This is a genomic window from Pseudomonas sp. OVF7 (assembly GCF_030644265.1).
GTDB lineage: Bacteria > Pseudomonadota > Gammaproteobacteria > Pseudomonadales > Pseudomonadaceae > Aquipseudomonas > Aquipseudomonas gorinensis.
The window spans coordinates 7111338-7128838 of record NZ_CP128996.1 but is presented as its reverse complement, the minus strand read 5'-3'; the positions used below and the strand labels follow the sequence as shown (position 1 = coordinate 7128838).

Genomic DNA, 17501 nt, shown 5'->3' with positions numbered 1-17501 from the left:
TCCCTCTGTCTATTTATTAGTTTGGCAGGGTTGTGGATAACGTGCCTTGCGCTCCAGGTCATCGAGGTCGATATGGTTGCGCATGTATTGCTGACTGGCGTCGACCAGTGGCTGGTGATCCCAGCTCTTCAGCTTGCCTTGGGTCAGCGCCTCGAACACCAGGCGACGACGGCGTTGGCTGGCGAGCACCTGCTGGTGGATCGCCGGGATGTCCCATTTGGCCCGCGCTTCACTCAAAAACGCCTCGAACAGTGGTCGGTGTTCCGGTGACTGGCTGAGGTCTTCCCGCTCGTGCGGGTCGTTTTGCACATCGAACAGTAAGCACGGGTCGTCTTCGCTGTAGATGAATTTGTACGCGCCACGGCGAATCATCATCAGCGGGCTGATGGTGCCTTCGGCCATATATTCGCCGAACACTTCGTCATGCCCGCCCTTGCCCTGTAAGTGCGGGACCAGTGAGCGGCCATCCAGCGGCAAGCGCGCGTCCAGTTCGCCACCGGCCAGTTCCACCAGGGTTGGCAGCAGGTCGGCGGTGGAGACAGCCTGGGTCACGCGACCCGCCGCGAACTGCCCCGGTGCACTGACCAGCAGCGGCACGCGCGCGGCCATTTCAAACCAGTGCATTTTGTACCAGAGGCCGCGCTCGCCAAGCATGTCGCCATGGTCGCCGGAGAAGACGATGATCGTATCGTCGGCCAGGCCGGTGTCTTCCAGGGTTTGCAGGAGCTTGCCGACATTGCTGTCGATGTAGCTGCATGCGCCGAAATAAGCACGGCGCGCGTCGCGGATCTTGTCTACCGGCAGCGGCTTGTCCCACAGGTCGTAGACCTTGAGCAGGCGTTGGGAGTGCGGGTCGAGATCGGCCTGGGCGGGCGTCGCAGGCAAAGGGATGTCGCTGTCGTCGTACAGGTCCCAGAACGGCTTGGGAATGGTGTACGGGTCGTGAGGATGGGTCATCGACACGGTCAGGCAGAACGGCTGGTCACCGGCCTCGCGGATATGGTCGAACAGGTACTGCTGGGCCTTGAACACCACCTCTTCATCGAAATCCAGCTGGTTGGTACGCACACACGGGCCGGCTTGCAGCACCGATGACATGTTGTGGTACCAGGTGGGTCGTACGTCGGGTTCGTCCCAGTTCACCGCCCAGCCATAGTCGGCCGGGTAGATGTCGCTGGTCAGGCGCTCTTCGTAGCCGTGCAACTGGTCCGGGCCGCAGAAATGCATCTTGCCCGACAACGCGGTGCGGTAGCCCAGGCGACGCAGGTAGTGGGCGTAGGTCGGCACATCGGCGGGAAAATCGGCCGCGTTGTCATAGGCGCCAATCTTGCTCGGCAACTGGCCGCTGACCAGGGTAAAGCGCGACGGTGCACACAGCGGGCTGTTGCAATAGGCGGCGTCGAACACCACGCCTTGCGCCGCGAGGCGGCTCAGGTTCGGCAGTTTGATCGGGGAAGATCCGTAGAACGGAAGCAGCGGCGCGGCCATTTGATCGGCCATGATGAAAAGAATGTTCTTGCGCTTCATGGGTCTTCGGCATTCCATAGGCGGTGTTTATGCGAATGAGCATGCAGCCCATGCAGAATGGGGTAAAGCCCATGAAAGGCAATGTCTAGGATAAGCACAGCTTATGTATGAAGCCCTCGGCGATGTATCCCTCGACCTGCTGCGTGCGTTCGAGGCGGCGGCGCGCCATCGCAGCTTTACTGCTGCCGCGGTAGAGCTGGGCACTACCCAGCCCGCCATCAGCCAACAGATCAAGCGTCTCGAAGAACAACTGGCGATCCGCCTGTTTGATCGCATCTACCGTGGCATCGAACTGACCGATGCCGGCGCCCTGCTGTTCGAGCATGTGCAAGGCGGTTTGCAAGCCATCAATCACGGCCTGAGCGTGATCACCCAGCAGGACCAGCATGAAGTGCTGCAAGTGGCCACCGACTTCGCCTTCGCCGCCTACTGGCTGATGCCGCGCCTGCATCGCTTCCACGCGGCCAACCCCCAGGTGGATGTGAGCCTGGTCACCAGTGAGCGCAACCATGCGACCCTGCGTAGCGACATCGACGTGGCAGTGTTATTCGGCGATGGCCGTTTCAAGCAGGGCGACAGCCTGTGGCTGTTCAACGAAGAAGTGTTCCCCGTGTGCAGCCCGCAGTGGCTCAGGGACCAGGCCACGCCATTGACGGTGCAGAATTTGCCGGACTATCCCCTGCTGCACCTGCGCCAGGAAAACAACAGCCAATGGTTCGACTGGAGCGGCGTGTTTCGCGAGCTGGGCATTACCCGGGCTCCGACCCCTGGCCAATTGCGCTTTGATAACTACACCCTGCTGATCCAGGCGGCGATTGCTGGCCAGGGAGTGGCCATCGGCTGGCGTCACCTGGTCGATAACCTGCTGGAACAGAAGTGGCTGTGCCGGCCGATCAGCGACACGGTGATCTCGCGCTTCGGCTATTACGTGGTGCAACCCCAGCGCAAACGTCGGGGCCAATTGGTGGAGCGTTTTGTCGACTGGTTGCTGGCGGAACAGGCGAGCAGCGCACAGTCGTTGACCGGGCTGGCCCTGCCGTCGATTGCGGTCTAGGATTTGCCGCACATTGGACGCGGATTTCGCCATGCAACGTATCAAGGGCTATCACGCCCATGTCTACTTCGACGCCAGCACCCTTGACCAGGCGCGCCAGTTCTGTGAGGACGCCGCCAGGCTGTTCCCGCTGCACATGGGCCGTGTGCATGAGCGGCCGGTCGGCCCGCACCCGGACTGGAGCTGCCAACTGGCGTTCGACCCGGAATACATCGGTGTGGTGCTGCCGTGGCTGGCGCTCAATCGCAATGGCCTGGTGGTGTTCCTGCACCCGGACACCGGCAATGACCTGAAGGACCACACCGACTACGCGATCTGGATGGGCGCGATGCGCGAGCTGGATCTGTCGGGTTTTTAACTTCCCTTCCCCGATAAACCGATTTCTTCCTGCTTGTTACCAGGCGCGGAAGTCTCGGGATTCACATTGCCTTGTCTCACTATATGGGACTGATATTTATATATTGAGATATTCGCCAGCATAGGTTTATATTCGCCCATCTGCTTTTTTCAGCACCCACTCATTTCAGGTGAAGCGATGCAGGCGCAATTGATCGCGCTCGACTGGGGGACCAGCTCCCTTCGTGCTTATAAACTTGGCCCGGCTGGCGTCGTGCTCGAACAGCGCTCGCTGGCGTTCGGGATCATGCACTTGCCTGTTGAGCCACGGGACATCGCTGGCACACGCTGCAGCAATGGCTTCGAGTTGGCATTCGATGCCGCCTGCGGTGATTGGCTCGATGCTCAACCGACCCTTGCGGTCATTGCCTGTGGCATGGTCGGCAGCGCCCAGGGCTGGAGCGAGGCGGCCTATCGCAATACCCCTGTCGATGTCGCCAGCCTGGGCCAGGCATTGCACCGCGTACGCAGCCTGCGCGGGGTGGATGTGTATATCGTGCCCGGCGTTATCGAACAGGTCGGCTTGCCCAATGTGATGCGCGGCGAAGAAACCCAGGTGCTGGGCGTGCTGCAACACCTGCGGGCCGGTGGTGAGTTATTGATCGGCCTGCCCGGCAGCCATTCCAAATGGGTCGAGGTCGCCGACGGCTGCATCACCCACTTCGACACCTTCATGACCGGCGAGCTGTTCGCGGTGCTGAGCAAGCACAGCATTCTCGGCCGCACCCAGAAGACCCCCGAGCATTTCCAGGCCGACGCCTTCGACCGAGGCGTGCAGGTTGCGCGCTCGTCGGACGGCCAGCGCGGGGTGCTGTCGACCTTGTTCAGTGCACGCACCCTGGGGCTGACCGCCGAACTCGGCGCCGAGCAGCAACCCGATTACCTCTCCGGCCTGCTGATCGGTCATGAACTCGCTGGCTTGCCGGCTGGCGCCAAACACACGCCGATCATCCTGGTCGGTGCCGCGCCACTCTGTGCCCGCTATCAACGCGCCCTCGCGCTCTGCGACTTCGCCCACGTCAGCCTGGCGCAGGAAGCCACCGAGCGCGGCCTATGGCAACTGGCGCTGGCGGCCGGGCTCATTCAACCTGCCCTGGAGGCCTGACATGCTCAAGCAAGCACTTGCACACAACGGTTTGATCGCCATCCTGCGCGGCCTGCGCCCAGACGAAGCCGAGGCGGTCGGCCAGGTGCTGTACGAGGCCGGGTTCCGGGTAATCGAAGTTCCGCTCAACTCACCCGACCCTTACACCAGCATCCGCACCCTGCGCGACAGCCTGCCCGACGATTGCCTGATCGGCGCCGGCACGGTGTTGACGCCCGAGCAGGTCGAGCAGGTCAAGGCCGCCGGCGGCCAGGTGATCGTGATGCCGCACAGCGATGCCAAGGTGCTGCGCGCCGCGAAAGCCGCGGGCCTGTACCTGTCGCCCGGCGTTGCCACCCCGACCGAGGCGTTCGCCGCGCTGGCCGAAGGTGCGGATGTGTTGAAGCTGTTCCCGGCCGAGCAAATGGGGCCGGCGGTGATCAAGGCGTGGCTGGCGGTCTTGCCGGCGGGCACGCTGTTGCTGCCGGTAGGTGGCGTGACCCCGGACAACATGCAGGTGTATTTCGACGCAGGCGCCAGGGGCTTTGGCCTCGGCTCGGGGTTGTTCAAGCCGGGCATGTCCGTGGACCAGGTGGCGAGCAGTGCCCAAGCCTATGTCGCGGCCTGGAACGCGCTGAATTGATGCCCTGAACTGATCGCAAGCTTTGCGCCTTGGCGCTGCATCGACAAGAGAGATAAGAAGATGAAAATCACCAAACTGACGACCTTTATCGTTCCACCGCGCTGGTGCTTCCTCAAGATTGAAACCGACCAAGGCGTGACCGGCTGGGGCGAACCTGTGGTCGAAGGCCGCGCCCACACCGTGGCGGCGGCGGTCGAGGAACTGTCCGATTACCTGATCGGCAAGGACCCACGCAATATCGAAGACATCTGGACCGTGCTCTACCGCGGCGGCTTCTATCGCGGTGGCGCCGTGCACATGAGCGCCTTGGCCGGCATCGATCAGGCGCTGTGGGACATCAAGGGCAAAGCCCTGGGAGTGTCGGTCAGCGACCTGCTGGGCGGTCAGGTGCGCGACAAGATCCGCGTGTATTCATGGATCGGCGGCGATCGCCCCGCCGACACCGCTCGCGCCGCCAAAGAAGCCGTGGCCCGTGGCTTCACTGCGGTGAAAATGAACGGCACCGAAGAATTGCAGTTCGTCGACAGCTTTGAAAAGGTCGACCTGGCCCTGGCCAACGTCGCCGCCGTGCGCGATGCCGTGGGCCCTAACGTGGGCATTGGCGTCGACTTCCATGGCCGCGTGCACAAGCCCATGGCCAAGGTGCTGATGAAGGAACTGGATCCGTACAAACTGATGTTTATCGAAGAGCCGGTGCTCAGCGAAAACTATGAAGCGCTGAAAGAACTCGCACCGCTGACCAGCACGCCGATTGCCCTGGGCGAGCGCCTGTTCTCGCGTTGGGACTTCAAGCGTGTGCTCAGCGAAGGCTATGTCGACATCATCCAGCCGGACGCTTCCCATGCCGGCGGTATTACTGAAACCCGCAAGATCGCCAACATGGCCGAAGCCTACGACGTGGCCCTGGCCCTGCACTGCCCGTTGGGCCCGATAGCCCTCGCGGCGTGCCTGCAACTGGACGCGGTTTGCTACAACGCGTTTATCCAAGAGCAGAGCCTGGGCATTCACTACAACGAGAGCAACGACCTGCTCGACTACGTGCGCGATCCGGGCGTGTTCGACTATGACCAGGGCTTCGTGAAGATCCCCAACGGGCCGGGCCTGGGCATCGAGATCAACGAGGAATACGTGATCGAGCGCGCGGCCATCGGCCACCGCTGGCGCAACCCCATCTGGCGTCATGCCGATGGCAGCTTTGCCGAGTGGTAACAGCCTCTGACTGAATCAATGCGATCAAAAAATGTGGGAGGGGGCTTGCCCCCGATTGCAGTCTGCCTGCTATGGATGTGCTAGCTGACACACCGCTATCGGGGGCAAGCCCCCTCCCACATGTTGATCCGATTTCTTCAGTCAGCTCAGTTTCAGTCCTCAATAAACATAAGAAGAGGCAACCCCCCATGCACCCTGAATCCTTCACCGGGCAGGCTTCTTTAGTCACGCCTACCAGAAAGCGTTTTTTCATCATGGTGCTGCTGTTTATCACCGTGGTGATCAACTACCTCGACCGCAGCAACCTGTCGATTGCCGCCCCGGCGTTGACCAGCGAGCTGGGCATCGACCCGGTGCATGTCGGGTTGATTTTCTCCGCGTTCGGCTGGACTTACGCCGCCATGCAGATCCCCGGCGGCTGGTTGGTCGACCGCGTGCCGCCGCGCATTCTCTACACGGCGGCCCTGCTGCTGTGGTCGATTGCCACCGTGATGCTGGGCTTCGCCGCCAGCTTTATCGCGCTGTTCGTCCTGCGCATGGCGGTGGGTGCCCTGGAAGCCCCGGCGTATCCCATCAACAGCCGCGTGGTCACTACCTGGTTTCCTGAGCGTGAGCGGGCCACTGCGATTGGCGTCTATACCTCCGGGCAATTTGTAGGGCTGGCGTTCCTCACGCCGGTATTGGCCTGGCTGCAGCACGCATTCGGCTGGCATATGGTGTTTGTAGCCACCGGTGGCGTGGGCATTCTGTGGGCGCTGGTTTGGTACGCGGTGTATCGCGAGCCTAAGGATTTTAAAGGCGCCAACGTGGCCGAGATCGAGCTGATCCGTGAAGGCGGCGGTTTGGTGGATATGCAGGCGAAAGCGGTCAAGGCACCGTTCAGTTGGGTTGACCTGGGGATTGTGCTGAGCAAGCGCAAACTCTGGGGCATCTACCTCGGCCAGTTCTGCCTGAACTCCACGCTGTGGTTCTTCCTGACCTGGTTCCCGACCTACCTGGTGAAATATCGCGGCATGGACTTCATCAAGTCCGGCCTGCTCGCGTCGTTGCCATTCCTGGCGGCGTTCGTGGGTGTGCTGTGTTCCGGGATTTTCTCCGACTGGCTGATTCGCCGGGGGGCGTCGGTAGGGTTTGCACGCAAATTGCCGATCATTGGCGGGCTGCTGATTTCCACGGCGATCATTGGCGCCAACTATGTGGATTCGACGGCGTGGGTGATTGCGTTCCTGGCGGTGGCGTTCTTTGGCAATGGCTTGGCGTCGATTACCTGGTCGCTGGTGTCGACCCTGGCACCTGCGCGCTTGTTGGGGCTGACCGGTGGGGTATTTAACTTCATCGGCAACCTGGCGGCGATTGCCACACCGATCGTAATTGGCTTCCTGGCCAGCGGCGATTCGTTTGCACCGGCGATTACCTACATCGCGGTGCTGGCGTTGCTTGGGGCACTTTCCTACATATTGCTCGTAGGCAAAGTCGAACGCATCGAGCTTTAACACAACCGTTTAACTGTAGGAGCGAGGGGGACGCCTAGTTCTTGCTCGCGAAAAACGTCCTGACGACGCGCTCATCCAGAATGCCCGCGTTATCGTTGACGATCTTCGCGAGCAAGAACTAGGCGTCCCCCTCGCTCCTACAGTGGGCTGTGGAAAGGCTTAGTTGAGCACACCGTCCAGAATCTCGTAGACGATGCCTGTCCCTACGGCAATCAGCACCACATCCGGCCCCGAACGGCGCCATTCATAACCTGGGTAGACCGGCAGGCGTGCCAGGGCGCGGTTGTCCAGGCGTTCGCCGTAGTACCCACGGGGTAGCGGCTGACCGCGTACCAGGCGCACGTTGGGCGGTGGCGGCGCGCCCCGGGAGAACTGGCCGTGGTTGTCATGGATGATCTGGCGCACGGGGCCGAAGTCCCGGGGCGGGCCGCCACGTCGATCGTCCGGTGGGCCCCGATGGTCATCGCCACGCTGCTCGTGCTGGCCTTGCGGGCCGCCACGGTCGTCATCGCGCTGGTCGGGCGGTGCGGCGTGCACCAGGGCGCTGGCGCCAAGCACCAGCACACCAAGACCGGCAATCACGGATTTAGGCATTTTCATCGGGTATTCCTCAGGGCACACATACAAAAAAAGGGATCTCGGACGAGGTTCGAAATCCCTTGGTCTTGCTGTTTAGGCCGTGATTGCGCGCGTTGATTCCTCTGTATCAGGAACTTTACCTCTGGCTACATGGCGTTTACTTACGGGCGTTACGGACACCTTCCGACAGCGCCGCGCACAGGCTCAATACCCCATCGATCGCTTGTTGATCGTTGCTGGCGTTGGCGATGTGATCGATCAGGGCTGAGCCCACCACTACACCATCGGCCAGGCGCGCGATGGCCGCGGCTTGTTCCGGCGTGCGGATACCAAAACCGATACTGATCGGCAGGTCGGTATGCCGACGCAGGCGGGTCACGGCTTCTTCGACGTGTTCCAGGGTGGCGGCGCCAGCCCCCGTCACACCGGCCACGGACACGTAGTACACAAAGCCCGAGCTGCCGTTGAGAACGGTGGGCAGGCGCACGTCGTCGGTGGTCGGCGTGGTCAGGCGGATAAAGTCGATGCCTGCTGCCTGAGCCGGGTCGCACAGCTCACCGTTATGCTCAGGCGGCATGTCGACCACGATCAGGCCGTCCACACCGGCTTCCTTGGCGTCGGCAATAAACTTCGGCACCCCATATTTGTGGATCGGGTTGAAGTAACCCATCAGCACCAGCGGAGTGTCGTGGTTGTCTTTACGGAACTCACGCACCATCTGCAGGGTTTTCACCAGATTCTGCTTGGCCTCAAGTGCACGGATGTTGGCCAGTTGGATGGCGGGGCCGTCGGCCATCGGGTCGGTGAACGGCATGCCCAGTTCGATGACATCGGCGCCGGCAGCCGGCAAACCCTTGAGAATCGCCAGGGAGGTGTCATAACCCGGGTCGCCAGCGGTGACGAAGGTCACCAAGGCGGCGCGGTTTTGTTCCTTGAGTTGCGCAAAGCGAGTGTGCAGGCGGCTCATTTAGTGTTTCTCCTGCTGGGACTGTTCCATGTGGTGCATCACGGTCTGCATGTCTTTGTCGCCACGGCCGGACAGGTTGACCACCATCAGGTGATCCTTGGGCAGGGTTGGCGCACGCTTGAACACTTCGGCCAGGGCGTGGGCGCTTTCCAGGGCGGGGATGATCCCTTCCAGGCGGCAGCATTTGTGGAAGGCGTCGAGCGCTTCGTGGTCGGTCACCGAGGTGTACTGGACGCGGCCGATGTCGTGCAACCAGGCGTGTTCAGGGCCGATGCCGGGGTAGTCGAGGCCGGCGGAAATCGAGTGGGCGTCGATGATCTGGCCGTCGTCGTCCTGCAACAGGAACGTGCGGTTGCCGTGCAGCACGCCCGGTACGCCGCCGTTGAGGCTGGCGGCATGCATGCCGGTTTCGATGCCGTGGCCGGCCGCTTCGACGCCGATGATTTCGACGCTGGTGTCATCCAGGAAGGGGTGGAACAGGCCCATCGCGTTGGAGCCGCCACCGATGCATGCCACCAGGCTGTCGGGCAGGCGGCCTTCCTGGGCTTGCAGTTGGGTACGGGTTTCCTTGCCTATCACGGCCTGGAAATCACGCACCATCGCCGGGTAGGGGTGCGGGCCGGCCACGGTGCCGATCAGGTAGAAGGTGTCGTCGACGTTGGTGACCCAGTCGCGCAGGGCTTCGTTCATCGCGTCTTTCAGGGTGCCGGTGCCGGCGACCACCGGGATCACCTCAGCGCCCAGCAGTTTCATGCGGAACACGTTGGCCTGCTGGCGCTCGATGTCGGTAGTGCCCATGTAGATCACGCATTGCAGGCCGAAGCGCGCGGCCACGGTGGCGGTGGCCACGCCGTGCATGCCGGCGCCGGTCTCGGCGATGATGCGTTTCTTGCCCATGCGCCGCGCCAGCAGGATCTGGCCAATGCAGTTGTTGATCTTGTGCGCGCCGGTGTGGTTCAGCTCTTCGCGCTTGAGGTAGATCTTGGCGCCGCCGCAGAACTCAGTCAGGCGCTCGGCGAAGTACAGCGGGCTTGGACGGCCCACGTAGTCGCGCTGGAAGTAGGCCAATTCCTCATTGAACGCCGGATCAATCTTGGCCGCTTCGTATTCGCGGGCCAGGTCGAGGATCAACGGCATCAGGGTTTCGGCCACGTAGCGGCCGCCGAATGCGCCGAACAGGCCATTGGCGTCGGGGCCGTTGCGCAGATCGGTCTGGGACTGAGTCATGGGGCGCTCCTGGAAAGAAGGTGTGTAAGAAACAATGACGGCCACTCTACCCCTGACGCCTGACGCTGAAAACCGATAAGATCGACGCAACCTGTCAGGAAAACTCACAGATGAGCCGAGACCTTCCCCCCCTTAATGCCTTGCGCGCATTCGAAGCCACTGCCCGCCTCAACAGCGTCAGCCAGGCAGCCGAGCAGTTGCATGTGACCCACGGTGCGGTCAGCCGTCAGCTGAAAGTGCTGGAGGAACATTTGGGTGTCAGCCTGTTCGTCAAGGATGGACGCGGCCTCAAACTCACAGATGCCGGTGTTCGCCTGCGGGATGCGAGTGCCGAGGCGTTCGAGCGGTTGCGGGATGTGTGCGCCGAACTCACGCAAAGCAGCGCCGATGCCCCGTTCGTGCTCGGCTGTTCCGGCAGTTTGCTGGCGCGCTGGTTCATTCCTCGCTTGGGCCGTTTGAATGCCGACCTGCCCGACTTGCGCCTGCATTTGTCGGCCGGCGAAGGCGATCTCGACCCGCGGCGGCCCGGGCTGGACGCCCTATTGGTATTTGCCGAGCCACCGTGGCCGGCGGATATGCAGGTGTATGAGCTGGCCAGCGAGCGCATCGGCCCGGTAATGAGCCCGCGTTTCGCCGGTTACGAGCGCTTGCGCCAAGCGCCCGCCTCGGCGCTGTGCGGTGAAGCACTGTTGCACACCACCTCGCGCCCGCAAGCCTGGCCGAGTTGGGCGCAGCAGTACGGCATCGAGCCAGGAGCATTGAAGCTCGGGCAAGGGTTTGAGCATTTGTATTATTTGCTGGAGGCGGCAGTGGCTGGGCTGGGGGTGGCGATTGCGCCGCAACCGCTGGTGGCAGAGGACCTGCGAGCGGGTCGCCTGGTAGCGCCGTGGGGGTTCAGTGAAACCCCGGCGCACCTGGCATTGTGGCTGCCCAAGCGCGCCGCAGACGGGCGCGCTCGGCAGCTGGCGCAGTGGCTCAAGGCTGAGCTGTTGCGCCAACCGGGCTAGCCGGCGTATCAGTCACCGCGCTTGCACAGCAGGTAAGCCGCCAGCAGGCCCAGTGCGCCAACGGCAACGCCGGCGGTGGTCCATGGGTGCTCTTGTGCGTAGTCGCGGGTGGCGACACCGGTTTCGCGGATTTTGACTTTGCTTTCTTCGTAGGCGTCGCTGATCAGGTGGCGCGAGTGCTTAAGGGCATTCTCGGCGTTGCTTTTCAGGGCCTTCAGGGTTTTGCGCGACTCATCGGACGCATCATCCTTGAGGCTCTCAAGGGACTTGAGCAGGCTCGAAATCTCGGCTTCCATGCTTTCCAGCGACGCTTTGCGTAAAGAAGTGTTGGCCATGTGGACTCTCCTGAAGTGATTGAGTGGCGTGTGTAGATACCGACTGCGCCGGTTTCAGAAAGTGCAGTAAATCTGAACTTTCAGGCCGTAATGGTCGCCAGAAGCAGTATGAACATTGACTGCTAGGCTTTATTGACCATTCTCAGGAGAAACCCCATGTCTGATCACCACACCTACAAGAAAGTCGAATTGGTCGGCTCGTCGACCACCAGCATCGAAGATGCGATCAACAACGCCCTGGCCGAAGCCAGCAAGAGCATCAAGCACTTGGAGTGGTTCGAGGTGACGGAAACCCGTGGCCATATCAAGGACGGCAAGGCCGCGCACTTCCAGGTGACGCTGAAGGTGGGGTTCCGAATTGCCAGTAGTTGATCGAGTCGGTTGAACTTGCCGGCTGGCCGATTGCCATAACCTGCGCTACAAACAATGGGGGCCGATGCGACAAGCATCGGCATGCTCTTTTCGATCAGCGCAAGGAAAGTAACGGATGAAGAAGTTCCTGTTGGCGGTAGGTTTGTTGAGCATGGCGGGCACAGCCCTGGCGGCGGGCAAGCCTTGTGAAGAGCTGAAAAGCGAGATTGCAGCAAAGTTGGATGCGAAAGGCGTTCAGCATTATTCGCTGGAAGTGGTGGATAAAGGCGCCTCGTCCGAAAAAGTGGTCGGCACCTGCGAAGGTGGCACCAAGGAAATCGTCTACAAGCGCGGTTAATCCCGTGCTCCGGACATAAAAAACCGACGCAGGTGCGTCGGTTTTTTTTTCGCCTGGGGTTTAGCCCTTCATCAACTGCGCCAGCAGTTCGTAGGAATGAATCCGGTCGGCGTGCTCGTACAGGTCGCAGGTGAAGATCAATTCGTCGGCGCCGGTCTGTTCGATCAACACCTCCAGTTTGGCGCGGATCTTCGCCGGGCTGCCCACCATCGCCAGGCCGAGGAAGCTGCCGACCGCGTCTTTTTCATGGGGCAGCCACAGGCCATCCATGGTTTTCACCGGTGGGCGCTGCACCAGGCTCTGCCCGCGCATCAGCGCCAGGATGCGCTGGTACACCGAAGTGGCCAGGTAATCGGCTTGCTCATCCGCATCCGCGGCCACCAGCGGAATGCCGAGCATCACGTAGGGCTTGTCGAGCACGGCGGAAGGCTTGAAGTGGTTGCGGTACACGCGAATCGCCTCATGCATCAGGCGTGGTGCGAAATGGGAGGCGAAGGCGTAGGGCAAACCGCGCTCCCCCGCCAGTTGCGCGCTGAACAGGCTGGAACCCAGCAGCCAGACCGGCACGTTGGTACCGGTGCCCGGTACGGCGATCACCCGTTGGTCGGGGGTGCGTGGGCCCAGGTAGGCCATCAGTTCGGCCACATCTTCCGGGAAGTCGTCGGCGCTGCCGGAGCGCTCACGGCGCAGGGCACGGGCGGTCATTTGGTCGGAGCCGGGAGCGCGGCCCAGGCCCAGGTCGATACGACCGGGGTAGAGGCTTTCCAGGGTGCCGAACTGCTCGGCGATCACCAGCGGCGCGTGGTTGGGCAGCATCACGCCACCGGAGCCGACGCGGATGGTCGAGGTGCCACCGGCCAGGTAGCCCAGCAGTACCGAGGTCGCCGAACTGGCGATACCGTCCATATTGTGGTGTTCCGCCACCCAGAAACGGTGGTAGCCGAATTTTTCCACGTGCTGGGCCAGGTCCAGGGAGTTGCGCAGTGACTGCGCCGGACTGCCGTTGGCCCGTACGGGCACCAGGTCGAGGGTTGAGAACTTCACGTCGGACAGCGATTTCATAAGCCTGCTTCTCCAAATGGGGGGCGCAGGCTTTTTAGACGAACCAAAACCTGCCGCTTCATGTGCATGTTCTATGCAATGAGGGCATATACCCGAGATTCAATAGCGAGGGTGAAATTTCCTACTAAATTGCTAGGTTTCTCCGACAAGATGAACTTTGCAGGGGCGACTATCCTCAGAACCCTTACTGACGCAAAACCACGTTCGAGGAGACAGCTATGAGTATCGTTAAAAAAGCATCCGCGCATTGGGAAGGTGATCTGAAGACTGGCTTGGGTTCCATTTCTACGGAAACCGGCGTACTGCGCGAAGCGCCCTACGGCTTCAAGGCCCGTTTCGAAGGCGGCAAGGGCACCAACCCTGAAGAACTGATTGGTGCGGCCCACGCCGGCTGTTTCTCCATGGCCTTTTCCATGATCCTGGGCGACGCCGGGCTCAAGGCTGACAGCATCGACACCCAGGCCGAAGTGACCCTGGACCAGGTCGAGGGCGGCTTTGCGATCACCGCCGTGCACCTGGTGCTCAAGGCCAAGATCCCCGGCGCCAGCCAGGCGCAGTTCGATGAATTGAGCAAAAAGGCCAAGGAAGGGTGCCCGGTGTCCAAGGTGCTGAATGCGAAAATCAGCCTGGATGCCACGCTGGTCAACTGACACCGTCTTAAAAATGTGAGAGGGGCAAGCCCCCTCCCACATTCAGTTGTGCGTTAAATCAGAACTCGTGTTTCCCCGATGTGGTCCTATAGCCTATGCAGCCTTAGGCGCACACCCGTGCGCATGCATTCAGGGAGCTTCACACATGAAACGTTTTGCCTTGGCGATCATCTGCGCTGCGCTGGCCACATCGGCCGTGGCCGCTCCAAAAGATTGTGAAGAGCTCAGGAAAGAGATCGAAGTGAATATCCAGGCCAAGGCGATTCCGTCCTACACCCTGGAAATCATCACCGCCGAAGAAGCCAAGAATCATGACAGCGCGATGATTGTCGGTACGTGCGAAAACGGCACCAAGCGCATCCTCTATCAGAAAAATAACGACTGATCACAGGCAGTTGACGCTGCGTTCTTCAGCCAGCAATTGGCGAGCGGCGTTATACAGCCGGATATTCGGCGTGAAGGCCAATGAGCGCCCTTCCAGGCGATAACGTTGGCCGGCCTCGAAATGGTCATACTGCAGGGTGATGAAACAGGTACGGTCGCTCGTTTGCCCAAAGCCATTGAGGCTGCCGCCGGTCGGCACCTCGAAATCAAAGCGCACCATCAACTCATGACTGCCCGGCGGCACCTGGAAGAAGCGTCCGTCCGGAAGGTTCTTGCCGTCCAGTCGCTGGGCCATCACCAGTTTTGCGCCCGGTGTCGGCGTGGCGAAATCGACCCAGGCCTGTTTGGGGTCGACCGGCGGGATGGGCGTCGAGGCACAGGCGCTGAGAAACAGGGCGGCGACGGTAAGCAATAGCGGACGCATGGCAGGCACTCAACGAAAGAAAAGGTATGAGCCCGCTGCCGATGGCAACAGACTCCCCATGAGTATAAACATGCCCAGGCATGGAAAAATTCCGTGCTGGCGCGATAGGCTGGCGAGCAAATTACCCAGGAGCAGTCGGGGCATGGTCAGGCGTTTTCTTCCGGGGTTGTTGGTGGGGCTGCTCAGCGGTTGCTCCAGTGTCAGTTATTACAGCCAGTTGGCGAGTGGCCAGTGGCAGTTGTTGCAGGCCCGGGAGCCGGTGGCGCAGGTCATTGCTGATCCCTCTCGCCCGCAATCATTGCGTGACCGCCTTGCACAAGCGCAGAAGGCCCGCACCTTCGCCAGCCTGCATCTGCACCTGCCCGACAATCAGAGCTACCGCCTGTACGCCGATATTGGCCGGCCCTATGTCGTGTGGAATGTCTTCGCCACCGAGGAATTTTCCCTCTCCCCCCAGAACCATTGCTTCCCCATTGCAGGCTGCGTGGCCTATCGCGGCTATTACAGCCAGGGCGCGGCACGGGGCGAGGCGGCGTTGCTCAAGCAACAGGGCATGGATGTATCGATCGGAGGGGTCGAGGCCTATTCCACCTTGGGCTGGTTCAATGACCCGATCATGAGTTCAATGATGAATTGGGGGGACGAGCGCCTGGCCACGTTGATCTTCCATGAGCTCGCGCACCAGCGCTTCTATGTGAAGGACGACACCGAATTCAATGAGTCCTTTGCCAACTTCGTCGAACAGGAAGGCACGCGACAATGGCGCGCCGCCCGTGGCCTGGCGCCTTTGAGCGATGCAGCGTTGCAACAGCGCGATCAGTTTATCCGCCTGATTCTTGATACCCGCAAACGCCTGGAGGCCTTGTACGCACAGCCGTTGTCGGCTGCGTTGATGAGGCGGGCCAAAGCGGCGGAATTTGAGCGCTTGCGCAGTGACTACCAGCGCATGCGCGACAGCCAGTGGGGCGGCGACAAGCGTTATGACGCCTGGATCAACCAACCCATGAACAACGCGCGGTTGTTGCCGTTCGGGCTGTATGACCAATGGGTGCCGGCGTTTGCCGCGTTGTTTCGGCAGGAAGGCGGGGATTGGCTGAAGTTCTATGCGGCGGTGGAGACGCTGGGCGAGTTGCCGGTGGGGGAGCGCAAGGCTGCGTTGAGGCAGTTGGAAGGGGGTTGATCTGTAAGGCCTCATCGGGGCATAGGTATCTACACAACTTAGGCTCAACGCTGCCCCCCCGGCAGACAGGGCTGTTGTGGCGAGCGGGCTTGCCCCGCGTTGGGCTGCGAAGCAGCCCCACTAAGATCACCGCGCTGTTTCAGATAGACCGCGGACTGAGGTTTTAGGGCTGCTGCGCAGCCCAACGCGGGGCAAGCCCGCTCGCCACAGGGAGAGTTCTCAAGGTCTGAAAGTTGCGTAGATACCCATGCTCATCGGGGGCAAGCCCCCTCCCACATTTGATCGGCGAACTTGCCTCCGATGGCGGTCTCAGGGCCGCTGCAAAAACGCCTGATGCATCTGCGCCAACGTCTCAAAATGCCAGGTCGGCGCCTCAGCATTCAACTCTTCGAAACTACCAAACCCATAACCGACGGCCGCCGAATCCAGCCCATTGCTGCGTGCGCCGATCAGATCATGCTTGCGATCACCGATCATCAGGGTGGTGGCCGGGTCCAGCCCCTCCTCGCTGATCAGGTGGGCGATCAGCTCGACCTTGTTGGTGCGCGTGCCGTCCAACTCGCTGCCGTAGATCACCTTGAAATGTTTGGCAAAATCGAAATGCCGCGCAATTTCGCGAGCAAACACCCACGGTTTGGACGTGGCCACGTACAGTTGGCGTCCCTGGCCGTTCAATTCTTCCAGCAACGGCATAACCCCGTCGAACACCCGGTTTTCATACAGCCCGGTGACCTTGAAGCGCTCACGGTAGAAATTCACCGCCTCCCACGCCTTCGCCTCGTCGAAACCGTAGAACTGCATGAACGCTTGCAGCAACGGCGGGCCGATAAAGTGTTCCAGTTTGGTCAAGTCAGGCTCATCGATCCCCAGTTTGCCGAGGGCGTACTGGATCGAACGGGTGATGCCTTCGCGTGGGTCGGTCAGGGTGCCGTCGAGGTCGAATAAAACGGTCGGATAGTGCAGGTTCACTGGTCGAACCCCTCTGCCAGGTGCAGGTCTTTGAGCTTTACGTAGTTCGCGGCGCTGTAGGTAAAAAAGGCGCGCTCCTTGTCCGTCAGCGGGCGAATTTGCTTGACCGGGCTGCCGACATACAAAAAACCGCTGTCCAGTTTTTTGCCCGGTGGCACCAGGCTGCCAGCGCCGATGATCACATCGTCCTCCACTACCGCGCCGTCCATCACGATGCTGCCCATGCCGATCAGGATACGGCTGCCCACGGTGCAGCCATGCAGCATGACTTTGTGGGCGATGGTCACGTCGTCGCCGATCAGCAGTGGGAAACCCTCCGGGTTGAACGGCCCCGCGTGCGTGATGTGCAGTACGCAACCATCCTGCACGCTGGTACGCGCACCGATGCGGATGCGGTGCATGTCGCCACGGATCACGGTCAGCGGCCAAACGGAGCTGTCGGTGCCGATTTCGACATCGCCGATCACCACTGCCGAAACGTCGACAAAAGCCCCGGCGCCCAGGGTTGGCGTGTGGTTCTGATAGGTGCGAAGGGTCACGATAGCCTCTCTCTCTTCTGCTGATAGCTGCGGTGGGCGTTGATTGTAATTAAGATGGCCCCA

At 61.2% G+C, this 17501-nt stretch carries 21 protein-coding genes; 12 read left to right on the top strand and 9 right to left on the bottom strand.

From position 1 onward, the window contains the following. Window positions 1-9: 9 nt before the first annotated feature. Window positions 10-1527, bottom strand: a complete 1518-nt coding sequence (gene betC, locus QU606_RS32585) for a choline-sulfatase (protein WP_024072579.1) — start codon at window positions 1525-1527, stop codon at window positions 10-12. A gap of 103 nt (window positions 1528-1630) precedes the next feature. Here betC and QU606_RS32580 point away from each other — a divergent pair, with 103 nt between their 5' ends. The 6 genes from QU606_RS32580 (at window position 1631) to QU606_RS32555 (ending at window position 7406) form a co-directional block, all read left to right on the top strand. Then, on the top strand, window positions 1631-2581 hold the full coding sequence (locus QU606_RS32580) for a LysR family transcriptional regulator (RefSeq protein ID WP_024072580.1): 951 nt from the start codon (window positions 1631-1633) through the stop codon (window positions 2579-2581). Between the two features lie 31 nt (window positions 2582-2612). Next, window positions 2613-2939 carry a DOPA 4,5-dioxygenase family protein gene (locus QU606_RS32575; RefSeq protein ID WP_041161068.1) on the top strand — a complete coding sequence of 109 codons (327 nt, stop codon included), beginning with the start codon at window positions 2613-2615 and terminating at the stop codon, window positions 2937-2939. Between the two features lie 177 nt (window positions 2940-3116). Further along, the gene (locus tag QU606_RS32570; protein ID WP_102623678.1) at window positions 3117-4082 is read left to right on the top strand and encodes a 2-dehydro-3-deoxygalactonokinase; all 966 of its coding nucleotides are present in this window, start codon (window positions 3117-3119) and stop codon (window positions 4080-4082) included. A 1-nt stretch (window position 4083) separates the two neighbouring features. Next, a complete protein-coding gene (locus QU606_RS32565) occupies window positions 4084-4704 on the top strand; it encodes a 2-dehydro-3-deoxy-6-phosphogalactonate aldolase (protein ID WP_024072583.1) in 621 nt (206 codons plus the stop codon). A gap of 60 nt (window positions 4705-4764) precedes the next feature. After that, entirely contained in the window at window positions 4765-5913 is a 1149-nt protein-coding gene (dgoD, locus tag QU606_RS32560) for a galactonate dehydratase (RefSeq protein ID WP_010565827.1), read from the top strand. A 188-nt stretch (window positions 5914-6101) separates the two neighbouring features. Further along, window positions 6102-7406, top strand: coding sequence for an MFS transporter (locus tag QU606_RS32555; protein ID WP_024072584.1), 1305 nt, complete (start codon window positions 6102-6104; stop codon window positions 7404-7406). A gap of 159 nt (window positions 7407-7565) precedes the next feature. On the opposite strand, the gene QU606_RS32550 is transcribed toward QU606_RS32555, so the two are convergent. The 3 genes from QU606_RS32550 to trpB all read right to left on the bottom strand — a co-directional run bounded on the left by QU606_RS32550 (window position 7566) and on the right by trpB (window position 10179). Then, a complete protein-coding gene (locus QU606_RS32550) occupies window positions 7566-8006 on the bottom strand; it encodes an anti-virulence regulator CigR family protein (protein WP_024072585.1) in 441 nt (146 codons plus the stop codon). 136 nt (window positions 8007-8142) lie between these two features. Next, window positions 8143-8952 (bottom strand): tryptophan synthase subunit alpha, encoded by an 810-nt coding sequence (gene trpA, locus QU606_RS32545; RefSeq protein ID WP_024072586.1) that lies wholly within the window; start codon window positions 8950-8952, stop codon window positions 8143-8145. Beyond that, a complete protein-coding gene (gene trpB / locus QU606_RS32540) occupies window positions 8953-10179 on the bottom strand; it encodes a tryptophan synthase subunit beta (protein WP_024072587.1) in 1227 nt (408 codons plus the stop codon). It abuts the gene before it with no gap. Between the two features lie 110 nt (window positions 10180-10289). On the opposite strand from trpB, the gene QU606_RS32535 reads away from it, so the two are divergent. Then, a complete protein-coding gene (locus tag QU606_RS32535; protein ID WP_024072588.1) occupies window positions 10290-11186 on the top strand; it encodes a LysR family transcriptional regulator in 897 nt (298 codons plus the stop codon). A gap of 8 nt (window positions 11187-11194) precedes the next feature. On the opposite strand, the gene QU606_RS32530 is transcribed toward QU606_RS32535, so the two are convergent. After that, a complete protein-coding gene (locus QU606_RS32530) occupies window positions 11195-11521 on the bottom strand; it encodes a YqjD family protein (RefSeq protein WP_003170746.1) in 327 nt (108 codons plus the stop codon). A 156-nt stretch (window positions 11522-11677) separates the two neighbouring features. On the opposite strand from QU606_RS32530, the gene QU606_RS32525 reads away from it, so the two are divergent. Next, a complete protein-coding gene (locus QU606_RS32525; RefSeq protein WP_003214895.1) occupies window positions 11678-11893 on the top strand; it encodes a dodecin in 216 nt (71 codons plus the stop codon). Window positions 11894-12008: 115 nt separating this feature from the next. Next, window positions 12009-12230: a DUF1161 domain-containing protein gene (locus QU606_RS32520; RefSeq protein WP_024072589.1), complete on the top strand. Its 222-nt coding sequence runs from the start codon at window positions 12009-12011 to the stop codon at window positions 12228-12230. Between the two features lie 60 nt (window positions 12231-12290). Here QU606_RS32520 and QU606_RS32515 read toward each other — a convergent pair whose 3' ends face one another. Continuing rightward, the gene (locus QU606_RS32515) at window positions 12291-13292 is read right to left on the bottom strand and encodes an LLM class flavin-dependent oxidoreductase (protein ID WP_304998004.1); all 1002 of its coding nucleotides are present in this window, start codon (window positions 13290-13292) and stop codon (window positions 12291-12293) included. Window positions 13293-13510: 218 nt separating this feature from the next. Here QU606_RS32515 and QU606_RS32510 point away from each other — a divergent pair, with 218 nt between their 5' ends. Then, window positions 13511-13942 (top strand): OsmC family protein, encoded by a 432-nt coding sequence (locus tag QU606_RS32510; RefSeq protein WP_024072591.1) that lies wholly within the window; start codon window positions 13511-13513, stop codon window positions 13940-13942. A 145-nt stretch (window positions 13943-14087) separates the two neighbouring features. Next, the gene (locus QU606_RS32505; RefSeq protein WP_193690006.1) at window positions 14088-14327 is read left to right on the top strand and encodes a DUF1161 domain-containing protein; all 240 of its coding nucleotides are present in this window, start codon (window positions 14088-14090) and stop codon (window positions 14325-14327) included. On the opposite strand, the gene QU606_RS32500 is transcribed toward QU606_RS32505, so the two are convergent. Next, on the bottom strand, window positions 14328-14750 hold the full coding sequence (locus tag QU606_RS32500; protein ID WP_024072593.1) for a hypothetical protein: 423 nt from the start codon (window positions 14748-14750) through the stop codon (window positions 14328-14330). 142 nt (window positions 14751-14892) lie between these two features. Here QU606_RS32500 and QU606_RS32495 point away from each other — a divergent pair, with 142 nt between their 5' ends. After that, window positions 14893-15930: an aminopeptidase gene (locus QU606_RS32495; protein WP_304998003.1), complete on the top strand. Its 1038-nt coding sequence runs from the start codon at window positions 14893-14895 to the stop codon at window positions 15928-15930. Window positions 15931-16239: 309 nt separating this feature from the next. Here QU606_RS32495 and QU606_RS32490 read toward each other — a convergent pair whose 3' ends face one another. Further along, window positions 16240-16899, bottom strand: coding sequence for an HAD family hydrolase (locus tag QU606_RS32490; protein ID WP_304998002.1), 660 nt, complete (start codon window positions 16897-16899; stop codon window positions 16240-16242). Further along, complete coding sequence (locus tag QU606_RS32485; RefSeq protein ID WP_024072596.1) at window positions 16896-17438, bottom strand: gamma carbonic anhydrase family protein; 543 nt, start codon at window positions 17436-17438, stop codon at window positions 16896-16898. Before QU606_RS32485 ends, QU606_RS32490 begins: the two co-directional genes overlap by 4 nt. Window positions 17439-17501: the final 63 nt, after the last annotated feature.